Source organism: Paraburkholderia sp. EG287B (genome assembly GCF_040965595.1).
Classification (GTDB): Bacteria; Pseudomonadota; Gammaproteobacteria; order Burkholderiales; family Burkholderiaceae; genus Paraburkholderia.
In genome coordinates, this window is sequence record NZ_JBFRCG010000028.1 from 77,661 (window position 1) to 96,113 (window position 18,453).

Genomic DNA, 18,453 nt, shown 5'->3' on the forward strand with positions numbered 1-18,453 from the left:
CCATGACTATCCATCGCTCGTACGGTATCCGTTTCGGCCTCAATCTGCTCGTGCTGGGTGGTGCAGCGATCATTGCCTTTCCGATTGTCTGGATCGTGCTGATGTCGCTCAAGACGCAGGGGCAGGTCATGGCCTGGCCGCCGCAGTTCGTTTTTCAACCCACGCTTGAAAACTTCCGCGTGCTGTTCGACGCAGCGCAGTCCGGCGCGACGAGCTATGGCTCGCTGAAGGTCGACTTCCTGCATCCGGTGATCAACAGTGTGGTCATTGCCCTCGGTTCGGTGATCGTTTCCCTGCTGGCAGGCGTCCCCGCGGGATATGTGCTCGCGCGCAAGGACATTCCGTTCAAGGAAGACATTGCGTTTTTCATCCTGGGATTCCGGTTCGCTCCAGTCCTTCTGGTGGTCATTCCGCTCTTCAACGTGTTCCAGGCGATCGGCCTATACGACACGTATCTCGGGATGATCTGGGTCTATCAGGTCATCACGCTGCCCATGATCGTGTGGTTAAGCCGCTCGTATATCGAAGATATCCCAAAAGATATCGAGGAAGCGGCTGCGATGGACGGGGCGAAGCCTGCGCGTGTGGTGCTGCATATCGTGTTGCCGCTGCTTAAGCCCGGGCTGATTGGAGCGTCGTTACTGGTATTCCTGCTTGCGTGGCACAACTTTGCGCTCGGGTTGATGTTGAGTTCCGACAAGGCACCGGTCACGGTGGCGCTGCTGAAGCTGCTGAATCCCGGCCTTCAGTTCTATCCGGTGATGGCCGCGGGCCTCGTCGTGACCATGGCAGTCCCGGTCATTCTCATCCTGCTTGGCCAGAAGCACCTCGAACGTGGCCTGACGATGGGAGCCGTGAAATGAATGCGACCCCCCGTCCTCTCATGTTCTTCGGAACCACAAATCTCGACTTATGCTTTGAAGTCGAGCACCTGCCTGCGGCAGGCGAATCGGTCATGGGCACGCTCGCCCGCTACGCAGGCGGCAAGGGGGCCAATCAGGCGGTCGCCGCTGCCAGGCTTGGCGCTGCGCCACGATTCTTTACGCGAATCGGTGGCGACGAGGCGGGAGACTTCCTGCTGCGCTCGCTGGAAGAGGCTGGCGTGATCGTGGATGCAGTCGAGATCGCGTCGGGAGAACCGTCCGGATCCGCACTCGTGGCAGTAGGCAATGACGGCAGCAACGTGGTCATCATCGACCCGGGTGCAAACCGGCACATCACGGTTGCGAGTATCAGCCATGGCGCGAGTTTCATCTCGCGGGATACCGTTGTCGTCGCAGAGATGGGACTGCCACTGCCGGCTCTCGAATACCTGTTCTCGCTAAAACGTGAAGTTCCGTTCACGCTCGTCTTCAACCCTGCGCCCGTGCAATCGGGTATGAGCCGGGATGCATGGCGGGCCGTCGATATCGTCACGCCGAATGCAGCGGAGGCGTCGGAGCTCACGGGCATTCACGTCGTGGACGATAAAACGGCGCGAAGCGCCGCCACTGCGCTGCTCGAACTGGGTCCCCGCGCTGTCGTGATCACGCTGGGCGAACAGGGTTCCTGGTATGCCGATATCGAACAATCCTTCGGGATGCCGGCGTTCCCCGTACAGGCGGTCGATACAACCGGTGCCGGGGACGCCTTTACCGGTGGCCTTGCGGCAGCGATCGCAATGGGACGTCCGATTCGTAGTGCGATTTGCCGGGCCATGGCTGTCGCGGCGATCTCGGTCACACGCCACGGCGCACAGATCGCGATGCCCTCGGCTCGCGAAGTCGACGACTTTTTGCAACCCATCATGTCACTGGAGTCGTAATGTCCGCACCATTTTCCCTATCAAGCCGAACCGTACTCGTGACCGGCGCCGGCGGCGGCATCGGCGCTGCCATCACATCGGCCTTCCATCAGGCGGGCGCGCGGGTCGTGGCCACCGATACGAACCTCGATGCCTTACGCACAATCCTCGCGCGCAGCCCGGAACTCGAGGGCGTCGTTCCGATGGCGATGGATGTGACCGACGAGGCGGACGTTGCAAATGTCATTGACGAAGTGACTGAACGCTTCGGCCCGCTTCAAGTCCTGGTGAATAACGCCGGCGTGAAATCGGCGGAGCCTTTGCTGACGGGAGATAACGAAAAAACGAAGCGAACGCTCGAGATCAATGCGAACGCGATCCTTCTCTGCTCGAAACTTGTCGTGGCGAGATCCATGCGTCAAGGGGGCGGTCGCATCATCAACATCGGCTCCTCCCTGTCATCGCAGGGCGCTGTATTCAACTATCAGGCGGGCGGCGCTGACTACTGCCTGTCGAAGGCAGTGGTGCATGACCTGACGAAGCTGCTCGCGTATGAATGCGCACCGCTCGGAATCAACGTCAATGGCATCGCGCCAGGCATCATCGATACGCCGATGCACGGGCGTCCGCGGGAAGAGACCGAGGCACGACACAGCGGACGCATTCCTCTCGGCCGTGTCGGCATACCGCAGGACATCTCGGGCCTGGCGCTTTTCCTTGCGAGCCCGGCAGCCGATTACATCACCGGGCAGATCATCCATGTGAACGGTGGGATGCTGATGAATGGATAAGCAAATGCAAATGCGGGCCTGGCCGCGCATCCGTGGCGTTGTCTCGGATCTCGATGGCGTTGTCTATCGCGGAAAACAGGCGATCAAAGAATCGATCGAGGCTTTTCAAGGGTGGCGCAGGCTCGGCGTGCCGTTCTGCTTCGTCACGAACAATTCGACGCACACCGAGGCTGACGTGGTGAAAAAGCTTGCGGACATGGGACTTCCGATCGAGTCGCAGGAGGTGGTCACGTCCGCTGGCGAGACAGCGCGCCTGCTTCGCACCATGTGGCCGGAAGGGACACCAGTGTATGTGATCGGTGCAGAGTCGCTCACGAACGCGGTTGCCGGGGCAGGTATGAACATCACCGACCGTTCGCCAGCAGCGGTGATCATGGGACTAGACCGCGCGATTTCGCACGAGAAGATGCGCGTTGCGGTACGGGCCATCCTGGACGGTGCCACATTGATTGGAACGAACCCGGACCTGTTGTTGCCCACGGCCCAGGGATTCGAGCCGGGGGCGGGAGCACAGCTGACTGCCGTGGCGGTGGCGGCACGGGTAAAGCCCATCATTGTGGGCAAGCCGGAGACGCACATGATTGAAGCAGCGCTGGCTCGCCTGGGCACAGCGCGCGAGGAAACCATCATGGTCGGCGACCAGATTCCCACCGATATCCAGGCGGGCAAGCGCGCCGGGTTGTGCTCGGTGCTCGTTATGACGGGTGTCCCAGCCGTCGAAGATCCCGTGCTTTTGCCGCCCGATTTTGTCGTTCAAAGCCTGCGGGATATTCCTGTCTTCAACGAGAACGCACTGGGAGCGAGTCATGGCTGAAGTTCAACTCGAAAGTGTCCGGAAGAGCTATGGTGGGATGGAGATTCTCCACGACATCGATCTGTCGATCCGCCACGGCGAATTCGTTGTCTTCGTGGGTCCGTCGGGATCAGGCAAGTCGACGCTGTTGCGCATGATCGGGGGCCTCGAGCAGATCACCGGCGGACGGCTTTCCATCGATAACCAGGTGGTCAATCATCTCGACGCGGCTGATCGAAATCTCGGCATGGTGTTTCAGAGCTACGCCCTTTACCCGCATCTAAGCGTGCGGGACAACCTGGCATTTCCGCTGCGCATGGCGAAGGTGCCTCGTGACGCGATCGGGCCGCGGGTTGAAGAAGTCGCCGGCATGCTTCAGATCGCGCACCTGCTCGATCGTCGGCCAAAGCAGCTCTCGGGCGGTCAGCGCCAGCGTGTGGCGATCGGGCGCGCCATCGTCAGGGAGCCCAAGGTCTTTCTCTTTGACGAGCCGCTGTCGAACCTCGATACGGAGCTTCGCGTGCAGATGCGTGTGCAGATCGCGAAGCTGCACCGTGAACTCGGCAACACGATGATCTATGTCACCCATGATCAGGTCGAGGCAATGACCATGGCCGACAAGATCGTTGTGCTTCGGAACGGCCATATCGAGCAGGTCGGAACGCCGCACGAGCTTTATCATCAGCCCAGCTCACAGTTTGTGGCCGGATTCATCGGGTCCCCGCGTATGAATTTTCTCAAGGCAGCCTGTGTGAACACGGGCCCCGGAGGGGTGACCGTGAGTCTGAGCAGCGCGGCCCCGGTCGTGTTGCCGGTCGAGGCGGACGGTGTTTCACCCGGTCAAGCTGTCACGGTCGGCGTGCGTCCGGATGACTTCACCGCGCCAACCAGTGACCACGATCAGCTGCGCGTGGAGCTCGATGTCGACTTTGTCGAACATCTCGGCAACGCGACTTATCTCTATGGAACAGTGGGCGGTGAGGCACTTGTTGCACGAGCCCCCGCGGAAGGAAACTTCGCAGCTCCAATGGGGCGAGTCGCGCTGTCAGTTGCGAAGGGCGATTGCCACCTCTTTGACGCAAGCGGGCAAGCGTTGCGGCGCAGGAATGTCCCACGGGCGTGGAATTGACGTGTCTGGTTGCAGGCGAAGGCGGCGGTATGGTCAGAACCGTTGTCGCGCGGCGGACGTACGGCCAGTGGCTGGAGAGAGCAATGGCGGATGCTGAGAGGTCGCTTCGTGCAATGGTGGAACACTGGCTCGCACCGGACCCCTCGGGCCGGGTGCGGGTCAAGCGATTCAGCCATCGACGCACCGCGCAGGCGCGTTACGTGTGCGTCGAGACAGTAAGAACGGGGCAGTTGGTAGAGATGTTTTTCTTTCGCCACGGCGACGGCACCTGGCACGTCTTTCCGCCTCCGCGAGAGCGGCCCGCTATGCGCGTCGCTGGACAGTACGCATATCTCTAAAATGAGCGCTTAGCGTTCTCCACAACGAACTGATTAATCAAGTATCGTTTGTCTTGAAATATGCACTACTAATCTATTGGCATTGGACGAAACTCAAATGACATCGCCATCTGGAAATGATGCAGTGGCCATCATCGCCACATTGGACACCAAGGGTGCCGAGGTAGCTTTTGTGTCGAAAGCACTGGGGCGGCTCGGTCGATCCTGTCGGATTTTCGATATCGGTACCGCCGGACCGTACGCGCGTGAGCTACTTCCTGATGAGAAAGGCAATGATCAATCGAATGGTCAGCGGAAGTCCGCATCCGGCATGCTGGCCAGAATTGCGGGATTGGTCCGCGACGAACTTGAGATGCGAACGAAGTCCGGTGAAGTGACGGCGGTTCTTGGCATCGCCGGAGGCAAGGGCAGCGCAGCGTTCGGGGCGATCGCGGGTGATCTTCCGTATGGCTTTCCCCGCATTCTTGTATCAAGCGCGCGGCCCGCACTTTTGGCGGAACTGGCCCGTCAGAGTGACATCCTGTTTTATCCGACGCTTGTCGATCTGTTCGGCATTAACGACTTCACAGAACGTGTGCTGAACAACGCAGTAAATGCGATCGCGGCGATGCGTTTTCAGCCCGCCCGTCGACGCGCCCGGAAAGTGGTTGCCATCACGGCGTTCGGCGTGACAACGCCGGCTGCCTCCGCCTGTGTTGCCCAGCTTCGAAACTCAGGCGTCGATTCGATCGTATTTCCCGCGAACGGTGCGGGTGGACGGACGATGGAAAAGCTGGTGCGCGCTGGCGAATTCGATGGCGTCATTGACCTCACGACCACGGAGCTCGCGGACGAGCTGGTGGGGGGGGCGGCGAGTGCCGGGCCGGAACGACTGACGGCGGCAACCGAGTCAGGCGTTCCACAGCTGGTTGCGCCTGGTGCTGTCGACATGGTGAATTTTGGCGCGCCAGACACTGTGCCGGCGCAGTTCGAAGGGCGAACCTTCTACTCACATACGCCATTTACCACGCTCATGCGCACGACGGCACAAGAGAACAGGGAGATTGGGCGCATTACTGGTTGCAAAATCGCCAGGGCAAAAGGACCTACCTGTGTCCTGTGGCCGCGCCGCGGTGTGTCCGATTACGACCGCGAAGGTGAGGCATTCTTTGATCCGCCTGCAGATCGCGCATGGTTTCAGGGCGTCCGCGAGGCGCTTCCGCCGGCCATTCCCGCGATCGAGATCGATTGCCACATCAATGACCCTGCATTTGCGCACGCCGCAGTGTCGTGGATGACTAAACAGCTTAACCAGGAAGTCCGGCCATGAAAATGTTTACCCGTACGTCAATTCGCGACGGCTTGCTCCGACAGGTCGCTGAAGGCAGACCAGTCCTTGCGGCGGGAAGCAGCTGTGGTCTGGTTGCGAAATGTGCGGCTTTGGGTGGGGCCGACCTGCTGGTCGTGTACAGCACCGGTCTTTCCAGATTGATGGGGTTGCCAACGAGCCGTATCGGCGACTCGAATGCCAGGACGGTCGAACTTGCCTCGGAGATTCGCAACGTCGTGGCCGACGTACCGGTGATCGGCGGGGTGGAGGCGTGGGACCCGCTGCGGCTCGATCTCGACGCGTTGCTGGATCGCTTCTGGCAGGCGGGATTTTCCGGGGTGATCAACTACCCGACCATCTCGACGATGGGCGAGACGTGGCGAAATCGCCGTGGCCGCGTGGGCCTGGGATTCGAGCGCGAACTGGAGATGATTTCGCTCGCACGGCGCAAGGATATCTTCACGATGGCCTACGTGGCCACTGCGTCGGACGCGAGAAGCATGGCCGAAGCGGGGGCGGACTGCATCGTTCCGCACGTTGGTGCGACGCGAGGTGGGCTTGCAGGGCACGAAGGAGGCCAGAACATTGCCACGGCTGTCCAGCGGATCAACGAGATCAATTCCGCAGCGCTTGCGGTTCGCGACGACGTCATCCTGCTCGCCCACGGTGGGGCGGTCGCCGAACCGGAAGATACGCAGGAAGTCTATCGATCAACGAAATGCGTTGGTTTTGTCGGCGCATCTTCCATTGAACGAATCCCGATCGAGCGAGCAGTGAAGGCCGCAGCCGAGGCATTCAAGGCGGTGTCGCTGGACGAACGCCTTACCTGAGCAACCCGATCTACTGTTTACATCCGAGCCCGTCATGATGAGCAATTCAACAACGTTACGTCAGATACAGACTCCATCAAAGTCAGCGCCGCAGAAGGAGGAGGATGTCGATCTCCTTGTCATCGGTAGTGGCGCTGCTGGCCTGTCTGCGGCCCTGTTCGCCGCAAAGCAGGGACTCAGCGTGCTCGTCTGCGAGAAATCGCAACGCCTTGGCGGCACTACGGCGTTGTCCAACGGCATGATCTGGATTCCATGCTCGCAGCAGGCAGTCAAGGCTGGCATCAAGGACTCACTAGACCAGGCGCGCACATATCTGAAAGGGGAGCTGGGCCAGTTCTATCGTCCGGACTTCATCGAAGCCTTGCTGAACGACGGCCCGGAGGCGATTTCGGAGCTGGAGAAGGATACCGAGGTACGCTTCGCACTTGCTGCTGCACCTGACTATCATTCTGCCCGGCCGGGAGGTGTCGACAAGGGACGTGCGTTGTCCCCCGTCCCGTTTGATGGTCGGCGGCTCAAGGATGATTTTGAACTCATCGGCGATCCGATCCGCGTTGTGCTCGGTGGCATGATGATCTCGTCCAGCGAGATCAACAACTTCCTCAGTCCGTTCCGGTCTCTGAAGGCCCTCCGGCACGTGCTTCGCAGAGTGAGTCGCTATTCGGCCGACCGCATGCGCTTTCGTCGCGGGACCGAACTGAGTGGCGGCAACGCGCTGATCGCGCGATTCCTCGTCAGTCTGCGTCAGCGGCAGGTCACCATCTGGACCAGTGCATCGCTGCGCGAACTCATCATCAGGAATGGTCGTGCGATCGGTGGCGTCGTGGAGGGGCCGTCTGGCGCTGTCAAGGTCAACGCGCGGTACGGCGTTGTGTTAGCCACCGGTGGATTCGCCAGGAATCCGGTGCTCAGATCCGAACTTAGCGGCCTTCACCCCCACGAGCAGACTCTGACGCATCCTGACGTAACCGGGGATGGCATCAACCTGGCTCTCCAGGCTGGCGCCTCAGTTGATACTGAGGTGCGCAGCGCGGGTTTCTGGACCCCAGTGTCGCTGCTCGGTGAAAACGGGAAGCAGCAAACTGTCCCCTATGGCTGGCTGGACCGCGGGCGGCCCGGGGTCATTGCGGTTGGGCCCGATGGGCGCCGGTTCGTCAACGAGTCGAACTCATACCACGACATCTGTCTCGCAATGTTCGACCATGGCTACCCGAAAGATGATCGGTTCTTCTTCATCTGCGATCACGATTTCATCCTGAAGCGGGGAATGGGCCATATCCTGCCTTGGCCGTGGACACTTGCCCTCCGCAAATACGAGCAGCGCGGATACATCCAGACCGGTTCGACTATCAATGATCTTGCTTTGCAGATTGGAATTGAGCCAAATGTCCTCCAGGCGACGGTTGATCAGCACAACCACAACGCCAGCAGAGGCATCGACCCAGACTTTCAGCGAGGCGAGTCAGCGTTCAACCGGACACTGGGCGATCCAGCCGTTGGCACGAAAAACCCGAATCTCGGGCCGATACAGAAAGCACCCTTCATCGCCCTGCGTATTTTGCCGGCCACCCTCGGTACCGCGGTGGGGCTGAAGACCGATACCGACGGCCGGGTGCTGTCTGTCGAAGGCTGGCCAATTGATGGACTGTTTGCATGTGGGAACGACATGACGTCCCCAATGCGCGGAATCTATCCCGGCGCTGGCATTACGATCGGACCGGCTATCGTGTTTGCGTACCGGGTAATAAATGCAATCGTTCGGCAAAGGGAAACGGGCCATGAGAGCCCAAGTCCGGACGATGCGCAGCTTCAGAATCATGTGGTTCGATGAGCTCTACCACCTCTCATCTGTTACTGAAGATGAGGAAAGGAACCTCATGGTGAATCCACGTGGTCGATCTGTCCAGATCGAATCTGTACTGGAGGCTCATTCATGTCGAAAGTCAATCCTGCAAAACCGGATGGACTGTCAGCGTCAGATTGGGAGATTCTCGCGCAGGGGTTGAATGCTCTGCTGCGTGAACGAACTGTCGCTTACCAGATAGCAGTCAGCATTGCTGTCGCGCGCGGTTTTGTCCGACCCGAGGTCGGTGATTTCGGGTTGCCGGATATCCTTCGGCTCAGCAGGGCGATCTAGTCGACTGCGTCATTGAAATGGCACTGGTCGAATTCGTCGTGATGGATCATCGTATTTCCATTTGATCGGCTTGGGATTCTTGTTGTGCTCGCGGATGTAGCGCATCAGCTTGCGGTCCAAATCCTTCACCGTGGTGAAGATGCCTCGCACAATTACATCGCGCTGGATGCGCGAGAACCAGTTTTCGACCTGATTCAGCCAAGAGGTATAGGTTGGCGTGTAATGCAACCGCACGTTGCGGTGTTGTCGCAAGAATTCGTGCACGCGCGGTGTCTTGTGGCTGCTGACGTTTTCGCAGATCACATGGATCTCTTGTTTGGGCCGCTGGCTGGCGATAACGTCGGTGAGGAAGGCCACGAACTGTTTGCTGGTATGGCGCGGTGCGGCCTTGCCGATGACTTCCCCGGTTGCCGTATTGAGCGCAGCGAACAGGCTAAGCGTGCCGTTACGTTTGTATTCGAAGCCATGGCTCTCGACGCGCCCTGGCGACAGCGGTAGCATCCGATCCTTACGATCCAGAGCTTGAATTGCCGTCTTCTCGTCCACGCAGAACACCACCGCATGTGCGGGCGGGTTCAGATACAGGCCGATAACGTCTGCAGCCTTGGTCTCGAAGTCAGGGTCGTTTGAGACCATATGCGTATCGAGTCGATGGGGGCGCACGCCGTGCTTGCGCCAGATGCGCTGTACCGTCGAGGCGCCTACATCGCCCAGAGCCGCCGCAAGCTTATAGCTGCTCCAATGCGTCGAGCCGTCCGAGGGCCGGTGCTTAAGCGTGAGATTCAGAACCCGCGCCTCGAGCTTTTCAGGCGGATGCACAGGAGCTCGTCCCGGATGGCGCGCGTACAGGCCTGCCAACCGCTCCGCCAAAAACCGACTCGACCAACGAGTAATGAAGCGCGAGTCACATCGCAGCCGCTGCATGATCGCCTCACGTGCTTCGCCTTCATCAAGCATCAAGATCAGCCGTGCACGCCGCGCGTCCGCTGCGCGCACCGTTTGGCTACGAGTTGCTGACAGCAATTGTTTGCGCTCAAGCGTGGTCAAATTCATCTTTTCCATGCGTTTCATTGGATACCAAATAAGGTGCTTTTTCAATGACGCAATGGACTAGTGTTGGAAGTCCGACTTAGCAAAACCATCATCGCGCATATTTCTCGCATGCATGCATCCGTTACGTGAATCAGTGTTATCCAAACAATCGATTTTGTAGTCGACACGGAAATGCCGCATAGTGCGTCCCGCAATGCACAGTACAGCCACCCACTATCCGCGCCATGAACGCAAATTTGCATGAGCTGCCTGAACGCAACTGGCGCGTCCGGCGCAAATATTGCTCTCCGAGTACCCTTTACCATCGGAGCCGTGATCCTCTTTATGAGAATGGGCCCGCTAACCCGCAACATCCGACCTGAAGCTCGGTGTACACCGCCCTCCGCACAGATAAATCGTTGTCAGCACAATTTGGTAGCGACCACGGATTTTTCCTTTGGCTCCAGCGGCCCAATTTCTCTTCGAAACTATTCGAAAACATTTTGAGATTTACGACATTATATTTTTTTAGGAAATTATTGTGCACCGAAAATTATTTAGCTCGTCTACCCACTCATATCTATCTTGACTTCGACCGGTCCATGGTTCATACGCCGGGGCCATTCGTCACTCGTGGCGGTCGACGTGTGAGTGATTCTAAAATGGCGATTGAAGTCAGTATGACATTGACAAGCACTCTGTTGTGCGTCTACGAGAACGTGCTCCTTCAAACGTGGTCGCGTCTTGGGGGGCGACACCGAACGCCTTGAGCGCTGAGAACTCCGGCACGCGAAGTTGGGCGCGAAGTTCATTGTCTCGACGCGCAGGCTTTGCGCAATATCGGGCTCTATAAATACCCGCGATTTGGTGCGATCGGTGTATGCATCTTCTCGGACTCCGTCTTTCGGAAACCGAGCAAATATCGCACTCCGAAATTAAACATCCCAGATATGGGAATTTTTGGATTGGTCCCTTATGCAAGCTGTCGTCTTCGGCGACTGTGCCGGGTGGCTCCATCCCGCCCCAGGACAGCACGGTGTCGTGCTGTGCAATGCGTTTGGCTACGACGAACTATGCACGCATCGTGCGTGGTTACAGTTGGCCGAAAGACTGGCCGCGCAGCAAATGCCCACGCTGCGTTTCGACTATCCGGGAACCGGCAATTCACTACATGTTGAAGAGGATCCGGATCGCGTCGACGCATGGATCGGCAGCATAGCCGATGCGCTCGGATACCTGCGCACGGTATCTGGCGTACAGCGCGTCTCGCTATGCGGGTTCCGGCTAGGCGCGATGCTCGCCACGCTTGCCGCCGAACGGTTGTCCTGCATTGATGGACTCGTGCTGCTCGCCCCCGTGCTGTCCGGGAAAAAATACCTGCGCGAACTCCATGCGCACCATCAACGCTGGCTCAGCGCACGCGCCCTTAACAGAATGTACACGGCGCCAGACAACATGAGCACGGTCAGCGCGTTAGGCTTCGGGCTTCATGGTGACGACATCGACAGACTCGCGGCGATCGATCTGCGCAACGACAGAACAGCATCCGTACGACGCGTACTCCTGCTCGAGGCGAACGACCGCGAAAGCGGTGACGCATTGAGCGCACGATATGATGCGTATGGCGCCGCCGTCGAGCGTGCGCCGTTCGATGAACTTGATGACTTCCTCGTCGAGGCACGCTTCAGCAAGCTTCCGGCTCGTGCGTTCGCGACCGTATCGGCATGGCTCGCGGGCGACGTCGACGGAAATGGCGATATCGACGCTTCGGCAGCTTCTCAGCGCATACTGAATCAGTCCGTGTTACTCGCCATACCCGTCGCTCCCACATTGGCCGGTCCAAATTTCACGGAGCAGCCAGTTTCTGTCGGCGCATGCTTCGGCGTGTACTGCCGCCCGCGCGACGCTCTCGAAAATGCTCCCGCGGTGCTGTTCCCAAACACGGCCGCGAACCACAACATCGGCGACGGCCGCTGCTTCGTGCTGTTCGCCCGCCGGCTCGCCGCAATAGGTATCGCGTCGCTGCGAATGGATCTGGCCGGTCTCGGCGACAGCGCCCCAGAAGAATGCACTATTACAGCGGAGTCGCTCCATTCGCAAGACGCATGTGCCGATGTGATCGCCGGCGCGAACTGGCTGCTCGAACAGGGCTACGCGACAGTCGTTACATTCGGTATCTGTAGCGGTGCTTTCGTTGGCCTGCATGCGTGCGCGGCGCACCCGCAAATCGTCGGCGCGTTCGGCGTGAATCTTCAGCAGTTCATGTGGCAAGACGACCAGCGGGTGCGAAACAGCAGCGCTATGGCGTCGAACCGGACGCTGCGGCAAGCCGCGCTTAGCGCAGACAAATGGAAGCGCGTCTGGGGCGACAAGGCATCGCTCGCTAGCGTGGCACATGGGCTCGCGGCGCGGGCGACACGCCGTTTGGAGCGTCGCGTCGCCGATTTGATGGACGCGATCATCGGTTGGTCGTTCTCGCCGAACAATGCTCGCCGACTCCTCGAACTTCTCCATGCGAAAGGTGCCGAAGTGCGGCTGCTATACGGTGAGTTCGATCACGGTATCGACGAATTAAAGCTGCAGTTCGGCGCAAATCTTCGTGGTCTTAGGCGGCTCCCGCACGTACGTGTTGCGATGTTGCCAATAGACGATCACTCGCTGTTCACGCGCGCCGCGCGCGAGGCTGCCATGAGTGATGCGCAGCGGTGGTTGCTCGAACGGTTCTGCAGCCTGCCAGATACTTCGTCTGATGCACCCCACTCGCCGCAATTGAAGATGGTGCCCACGCCGACTGGCTAGCCGTAGCCCGTTCCACGAGTTTCGACAGCCTCTTCACTGCACATAATGGTATCCAAATGAAAAAAACGCTGCGTCGTATCATTTGCGAATCGGTTCACTTGCGCGGATCGCCTGAGACGCTCAGCGATGAAGCCGACTTGTACGCGGCCGGACTCGAATCCATAGCGACTGTCCATCTGATGCTTGCGATCGAAGAAACCTTTGAAGTCACGATTCCCGACGAGATGCTCGCCCGACAGTTGTTCTCGAGTATCAACTCGATGGCCGACGCGATCTCACAGCTACAAAAACAAAAGGTGACGGTATGAACGCGCAGCTTGCCCACGAAGCGGCACTGCGGGTCGCCCGGATAGCCGCCGAGAATGCGCACGCAGTCGATCGCGATGCACGCTTCCCGGCCGAGGCTATCGACGCACTGCGAAAGGAGCGTCTCCTGTCCGCATTGGTCCCAGCGAGTTCCGGCGGCGCCGGTCTAACGCTGACCGAAGTCGCGTCAGTCTGCGAAATCATCGCGCAAGGCTGCGCGTCCACTGCGATGATCTACGCAATGCATTTGACCCAGGCGGCATGCGTGATCTCGCATTGCCGCGACCGGCCGTGGCAGCTCGCTTTTGTCGAGAGGCTGGCCCGTGAGCAGTTGCTGCTCGGATCGGCGACCTCCGAGGCGACAACCGGTGGAGGTCTGCGCGCCAGTACGTGCGCAGTACAGTATGACGGCCAACGGTTCCGCATCGAGAAGGACGCGCCCACGATCTCGTATGGCGCTTACGCCGACGCCATTCTCATTACCGCGCGCCGTGCGGATGACTCGCCGCCCTCGGATCAGGTGCTAATTGTCGCGTCGCGCGCCCAACTCGCACTAGAGCCGCAAGGCATCTGGGACGCGCTTGGTATGCGAGGCACCTGTAGCTCGGGATTTCGTCTCGTTGCGAACGGTGATGAAGAGCAGATTCTGCTCCCTCCATTCCGCGACATCGCCAACCGCACGATGCAGCCGGTATCGCATACGTTGTGGGCCGCCGTGTGGACAGGCATCGCGACCGATGCGCTGCGGCGCGCAAACGAGTACTGCCGCGCTCAGTCGCGCACGTTGCCGGATGGCATGTCGCTTGCCAGAGGGCGGCTTGTTCGTGCAACCGAGCAGTTGCAGATGATGAAAGCACGCGTGAGTACTGCACTTGCCGCAGCGCAGACTGTGCATGCAGCCAAGTACGACACAAGCGCAACGGAATTGCCGCTGACCGTTCAACTCGGCTTCATGGCTGATATGAATAGCCTGAAAACCGGCATCTCGTCGGCCGCACTTGGGATCGCACACGAAGCGATGATGATCTGCGGGATCTTTGGATACCGGAATGGCGGCCGTTATAGCATCGGCCGGCATTTGCGCGACCTTTACTCCGCACCTCTAATGATAAATAACGACCGGATTGACCAGAACACCGCCAGCCTGCTGCTTGCGCAGCGCCCGTCACAATTAATAGAGGCATGACATGAGCGCACCTTTCGCATCTTCTGTCCCAGACCATACACGCGGTGATGCCCCCGTATTGGATGTCAAACGGCCGTTGCGCGACCGGTTGATCGCAGCCGGTCTGCTCGTCGACACCGGCGAAAACGGCCTCTATGGACACAACCATATCTACGAAGGCATCGTCGAACGCCTGACCTGGCTGATATCCAGCATGGCTGCGGACCAGCATCCGGAAGTTCTGCGCTTCCCGCCAGCGGTGCCACGCAAGGACTTCGAAGACAGCGAATACCTGAACAACTTTCCGCACCTCGCCGGCACGATTCACGCGTTCTGCGGCGATGAGCGAGACCACCGGCGCCTGTTGCGGGCGCTCAACAACGTGCCATCCGGTCCCGGCGACGAGCGAAGCGACGCCTGGCTAGCCCAGCAAAAGCCAACGCGCGCTGTGCTCACACCCGCTGCGTGCTATCCGGTCTATCCGGTCATCGCGCGACGCGGCCCGCTACCGGAAAATGGACTCACTCTTGACGTGTTGTCGTACTGCTTTCGTCACGAACCTTCTCTAGACCCGACGCGCATGCAAATGTTCAGAATGCGCGAGTATGTGCGGATTGGCTCGCCAGAAGATGTTCAGGCTTTCCGCACGACGTGGATCGAACGCGGCCATGCACTTACAGGGATGTTGCGCCTGCCCGCCGAACTCGACGTTGCGAACGACCCATTCTTCGGCCGCGGCGGCAAGATCGTCGCGGACAGTCAGCGCGCGCAGCAGTTGAAATTCGAACTGCTGATTCCGGTAACGGACCCGCAGCGCAAAACCGCCTGCCTGTCGTTCAACTATCACATGGACCACTTCGGTCGGATATGGAAACTGCGTTGCGCGAATGGCGCCATCGCGCACTCGGCCTGCATCGCATTCGGAATGGAGCGGCTCGCGCTTGCGCTGTTGCATCATCACGGGTGCAACGTCGATGCGTGGCCCGACGACGTGCGTCAACTACTCTGGGGCGATAGTCACGAGCGCATTGCTGCTGAACTAGAATGCTGGCGACAGCCAGCTGACGCACCCGGAAGTGATGTCAATGGCGACGAAAAACAACAAGTCTATTGATGACGCGGAGGCGCTCATCCTGCGGGCAGGTCACGATGATGAAAGCGTCCCGGATGTCCCAGGATCGCCTTCACGCTTGTGGCCGCCGGCGTTTTCCGATGACCGAAATTTGTCGGCAAGGACGAATTCGCTCTCTCACAGTCGCCGGTTCCGTGCGGCGGTCTAATCATGCGCTATTTGTAGGGAATCCAACATCATTGTTCGATAGCCGACGCAAGTGCGCGACGCAATTTGACTGACGCCAATGCGTCATTAGCGTCTGTGCTGGGGGTTCCGGGCGTTTGCGCCACACATGGCCCGGAAGGTGCTTGGAGACGAGTTGCGCGCAGTGAAAGTGCGGTTCATGGTTGCCTGCCGACAGTGGCGCGAGTCGCAGCACTGAAACCCTGGTAACTTTTCGGAAAGGATCGGTCATGTCCAAAATGAAGAAGGTGCTGTGTAACGGTGTGCTGATTGCTATGCTAATCGGGGTGGCGGAAAATGCCGCCGCCGCGTTGGAACATGAGTGCGTTCCGTTCGACGCGTTTAGTGCTGTCTTCTGTTCAATCATTGGGGACGGCGATAAAGGTTAGCAGGCCGCTGAATTACCGCTGAAGCACGTCATCGCGCAGAGTTCGTGAAGCGTTGATAGATGGACCACCACTTGCCCCACGGAGATCATGCGCGGCGCCGACACATTCAGCGAGAGTCTGTTTTCCATGCGCGAGCTGGACGACTTCGTCCCCAAGTCACATCCGTTGCGTTCGATCCGCGTAATGGCGAACGACGCGCTGGCGAGGATAGATCGACTGTTCGCCCAGATGTACGAAGCGGAGATAAAGGGCGGGCGGCCGAGCATCGCTCCAGAGAAGTTGCTGCGGGCCATGCTGATTCAGGTGCTTTTCAGCATCCGCTCCGAGCGCCAACTGATGGAGCAAGTCCAGTACAACCTCTTGTTTCGCTGGTTCATCGGCCTGGCAATGGATGACGAGGTGTGGGTGCCCACGGTCTTTACGAAGAACCGCGAGCGTCTGATTAAGCATGACGCGGTGATCGAATTTTTTAACGAGGTGGTGGCCATCGCCCGGAAGAAGTGCCTGCTCTCGGGTGAACATTTCAGCGTGGACGGCACGCTGATCCAGGCGTGGGCGGGACACAAGAGCTTTGTACGCAAGGACGGCGACGATCAGGACAACGACGGTGGCGGCGCGAGCGACTTCAAGGGCGAGAAGCGCAGCAACGAGACACATCAGTCGAGGACCGACCCAGATGCGCAGCTCTATCGCAAAGGCAAAACGGCCAGCGAATTGCGGTACATGGGTCACACCCTGACCGATAACCGGCACGGCCTGGTGGTCAACGCACGCGTGACACGCGCCGACGGGCATGCCGAGCGTGAAGCGGCCAAGATCATGATCCACGACGCACGGCAAGTGGCAGAGGATCCGAACGTAGAAATCACGTTGGGTGCAGACAAGGGTTACGATGCCCAGGAATTCATCGAGGCGTGCCAACAGATGAACGTCACACCGCACGTGGCGCAAAACACTTCGGGGCTGCGTTCGGCAGTGCCCGATACGATCGCCTCGAGCGTGGGCTATGCCATTTCGCAGCAAAAGCGCAAGTTGATCGAACAAGGCTTCGGCTGGGCCAAGACCGTGGGCCGCATGCGCCAGGTGATGGTGCGTGGCTTGAAGAAGGTGGACCAGATGTTCGTGTTGAACATGGCGGCCTACAACCTCGTGCGCATGCGCTCGCTGGCACAAATGCGCCCATAGTGGCGCATGAAGGCGGCAATGAGGCCAGAAGTCGGCCTCACGGCGCTTAAAAAAGGTGCATTCGCGTTGAAATTGCACAATGCGAAAGATTTAGCAACGGTGGGCGCGTAAATCGAATACGCCCGCTTCCGTCGCGGGTGTATTTCCGCAACCTGCTAATCTAAGCCTCCTAGCCATCGGTCATCAGCGCAGCGCCTTCCTGCACGCCGGCGAACAGCTTGTCGGCCAGCTTCGCCCCACGACCCGGCGTATAGGCATAGCAACAGATCGGGATTCCCGTGCCTGTCATCTGACACCACAGGTAACTCTTCGTCTGTGACTTGCGCCCTTCCTCCTTGAGCATCTGGAATAGAAACGATCACTTTGCGCTGCCAGCGGTGCTGTGAAGCGGGTTGGACCCGCGCGGGGCATACCTGACCTGTCAACTGGAGAACTTGAATCCCGGAAAGCGACTGAGGCCCCTCGCGCGTCTTTCATCGGGGTCCGGGCCATTGGCCCAATATGACCGGTTGTAGTTACGCAGTCCTTCACCTTCTCACATGACGTTGGCAAGGCAACATATTGCGATAGAAGACCCGATGAGCTCTTGCGCTTAACGGGGAAGCCCTTGTAGTTATTTCTGAGCCAGAACACTGATATGTATGGACCGTGTCAAGTGGCCAAATGTGGTTCTCCGAGATTTAACGGGTCAAGGGATGGCGTGAGCCCGGCGTAGCGGACCCTTGACGCGACGTTGGCTTTCCGTGCTATGCATTGGTCGTGAGTGCGGAGTTTGCGCGCTCACGACCAATGCGAGGCGAGACCGTCTCTCTGGCGGTCATCAACAACAGGATGCTTGGGCCAGGACCGGGCGGCTATCCGACGGTTGATCATTCTGATATGCGCGGGTTGGTTACCGCATGACAAACGAAACGTCGGGGAGCTGCCTCAATCTAGTTTCGAGGGTTGTGCTGTTTCCAGTTGCCTCCTAGTCCGTTGAACCAGATGAATTGCACCGGATTCTCCGCGATGGATCGGAGTACTTCCATTTCAATGGGAGTGCCTGCTTATTGTATTGACGTATGTACCGCATGAGCTTTTTGTCGAGATCCCTGGTGCTGGTGAATACGCCACGCGCAATGACGTCGCGCTGGATGCGGGCAAACCAGTTCTCGACCTGATTCAGCCATG

16 protein-coding genes and 2 pseudogenes are annotated in these 18,453 nt (G+C 59.1%); 15 read left to right on the plus strand and 3 right to left on the minus strand.

Annotated elements, in window-relative coordinates:
• Positions 1 to 2 precede the first annotated feature (2 nt).
• From AB4Y40_RS37290 to AB4Y40_RS37330, 9 genes are all read left to right on the plus strand, one after another.
• Positions 3 to 863: a carbohydrate ABC transporter permease gene (locus tag AB4Y40_RS37290; protein ID WP_368692116.1), complete on the plus strand. Its 861-nt coding sequence runs from the start codon at positions 3 to 5 to the stop codon at positions 861 to 863.
• The gene (locus AB4Y40_RS37295) at positions 860 to 1,804 is read left to right on the plus strand and encodes a ribokinase (RefSeq protein WP_368692117.1); all 945 of its coding nucleotides are present in this window, start codon (positions 860 to 862) and stop codon (positions 1,802 to 1,804) included. Before AB4Y40_RS37290 ends, AB4Y40_RS37295 begins: the two co-directional genes overlap by 4 nt.
• On the plus strand, positions 1,804 to 2,574 hold the full coding sequence (locus tag AB4Y40_RS37300; RefSeq protein ID WP_368692118.1) for an SDR family NAD(P)-dependent oxidoreductase: 771 nt from the start codon (positions 1,804 to 1,806) through the stop codon (positions 2,572 to 2,574). The genes AB4Y40_RS37295 and AB4Y40_RS37300 overlap by 1 nt, the downstream gene beginning before the upstream one ends.
• Positions 2,567 to 3,388: an HAD-IIA family hydrolase gene (locus AB4Y40_RS37305; protein ID WP_368692119.1), complete on the plus strand. Its 822-nt coding sequence runs from the start codon at positions 2,567 to 2,569 to the stop codon at positions 3,386 to 3,388. Before AB4Y40_RS37300 ends, AB4Y40_RS37305 begins: the two co-directional genes overlap by 8 nt.
• Positions 3,381 to 4,496, plus strand: a complete 1,116-nt coding sequence (locus tag AB4Y40_RS37310; RefSeq protein WP_368692120.1) for an ABC transporter ATP-binding protein — start codon at positions 3,381 to 3,383, stop codon at positions 4,494 to 4,496. The genes AB4Y40_RS37305 and AB4Y40_RS37310 overlap by 8 nt, the downstream gene beginning before the upstream one ends.
• Positions 4,497 to 4,958: 462 nt before the next feature.
• Positions 4,959 to 6,143, plus strand: a complete 1,185-nt coding sequence (locus AB4Y40_RS37315) for a Tm-1-like ATP-binding domain-containing protein (protein ID WP_368692121.1) — start codon at positions 4,959 to 4,961, stop codon at positions 6,141 to 6,143.
• On the plus strand, positions 6,140 to 6,973 hold the full coding sequence (locus AB4Y40_RS37320; RefSeq protein WP_368692122.1) for a phosphoenolpyruvate hydrolase family protein: 834 nt from the start codon (positions 6,140 to 6,142) through the stop codon (positions 6,971 to 6,973). Before AB4Y40_RS37315 ends, AB4Y40_RS37320 begins: the two co-directional genes overlap by 4 nt.
• Positions 6,974 to 7,007: 34 nt before the next feature.
• A complete protein-coding gene (locus AB4Y40_RS37325) occupies positions 7,008 to 8,804 on the plus strand; it encodes an FAD-dependent oxidoreductase (RefSeq protein ID WP_368692123.1) in 1,797 nt (598 codons plus the stop codon).
• A gap of 102 nt (positions 8,805 to 8,906) precedes the next feature.
• Positions 8,907 to 9,110, plus strand: a complete 204-nt coding sequence (locus tag AB4Y40_RS37330; protein WP_012406554.1) for a hypothetical protein — start codon at positions 8,907 to 8,909, stop codon at positions 9,108 to 9,110.
• Positions 9,111 to 9,119: 9 nt separating this feature from the next.
• Here AB4Y40_RS37330 and AB4Y40_RS37335 read toward each other — a convergent pair whose 3' ends face one another.
• Complete coding sequence (locus AB4Y40_RS37335; protein WP_368692124.1) at positions 9,120 to 10,181, minus strand: IS630 family transposase; 1,062 nt, start codon at positions 10,179 to 10,181, stop codon at positions 9,120 to 9,122.
• Between the two features lie 936 nt (positions 10,182 to 11,117).
• Between AB4Y40_RS37335 and AB4Y40_RS37340 the strand changes: the two genes are divergently transcribed.
• The 6 genes from AB4Y40_RS37340 (at position 11,118) to AB4Y40_RS37365 (ending at position 17,283) form a co-directional block, all read left to right on the plus strand.
• Positions 11,118 to 12,941: an alpha/beta fold hydrolase gene (locus AB4Y40_RS37340; RefSeq protein ID WP_368692125.1), complete on the plus strand. Its 1,824-nt coding sequence runs from the start codon at positions 11,118 to 11,120 to the stop codon at positions 12,939 to 12,941.
• A gap of 56 nt (positions 12,942 to 12,997) precedes the next feature.
• Positions 12,998 to 13,249, plus strand: a complete 252-nt coding sequence (locus AB4Y40_RS37345; RefSeq protein ID WP_368692126.1) for an acyl carrier protein — start codon at positions 12,998 to 13,000, stop codon at positions 13,247 to 13,249.
• Entirely contained in the window at positions 13,246 to 14,433 is a 1,188-nt protein-coding gene (locus tag AB4Y40_RS37350) for an acyl-CoA dehydrogenase family protein (protein ID WP_368692127.1), read from the plus strand. The genes AB4Y40_RS37345 and AB4Y40_RS37350 overlap by 4 nt, the downstream gene beginning before the upstream one ends.
• A 1-nt stretch (position 14,434) precedes the next feature.
• On the plus strand, positions 14,435 to 15,526 hold the full coding sequence (locus tag AB4Y40_RS37355) for an amino acid--[acyl-carrier-protein] ligase (RefSeq protein ID WP_368692128.1): 1,092 nt from the start codon (positions 14,435 to 14,437) through the stop codon (positions 15,524 to 15,526).
• 413 nt (positions 15,527 to 15,939) lie between these two features.
• The gene (locus AB4Y40_RS37360; RefSeq protein ID WP_368692129.1) at positions 15,940 to 16,098 is read left to right on the plus strand and encodes a hypothetical protein; all 159 of its coding nucleotides are present in this window, start codon (positions 15,940 to 15,942) and stop codon (positions 16,096 to 16,098) included.
• A gap of 87 nt (positions 16,099 to 16,185) precedes the next feature.
• Positions 16,186 to 17,283 carry an IS5 family transposase gene (locus AB4Y40_RS37365; RefSeq protein ID WP_368692130.1) on the plus strand — a complete coding sequence of 366 codons (1,098 nt, stop codon included), beginning with the start codon at positions 16,186 to 16,188 and terminating at the stop codon, positions 17,281 to 17,283.
• 172 nt (positions 17,284 to 17,455) lie between these two features.
• Here AB4Y40_RS37365 and AB4Y40_RS37370 read toward each other — a convergent pair.
• A pseudogene (locus AB4Y40_RS37370) lies at positions 17,456 to 17,632 on the minus strand (transposase); the annotation flags it as partial.
• A 618-nt stretch (positions 17,633 to 18,250) separates the two neighbouring features.
• Positions 18,251 to 18,453 (minus strand): annotated as a pseudogene (locus AB4Y40_RS37375) (IS630 family transposase); the annotation flags it as partial.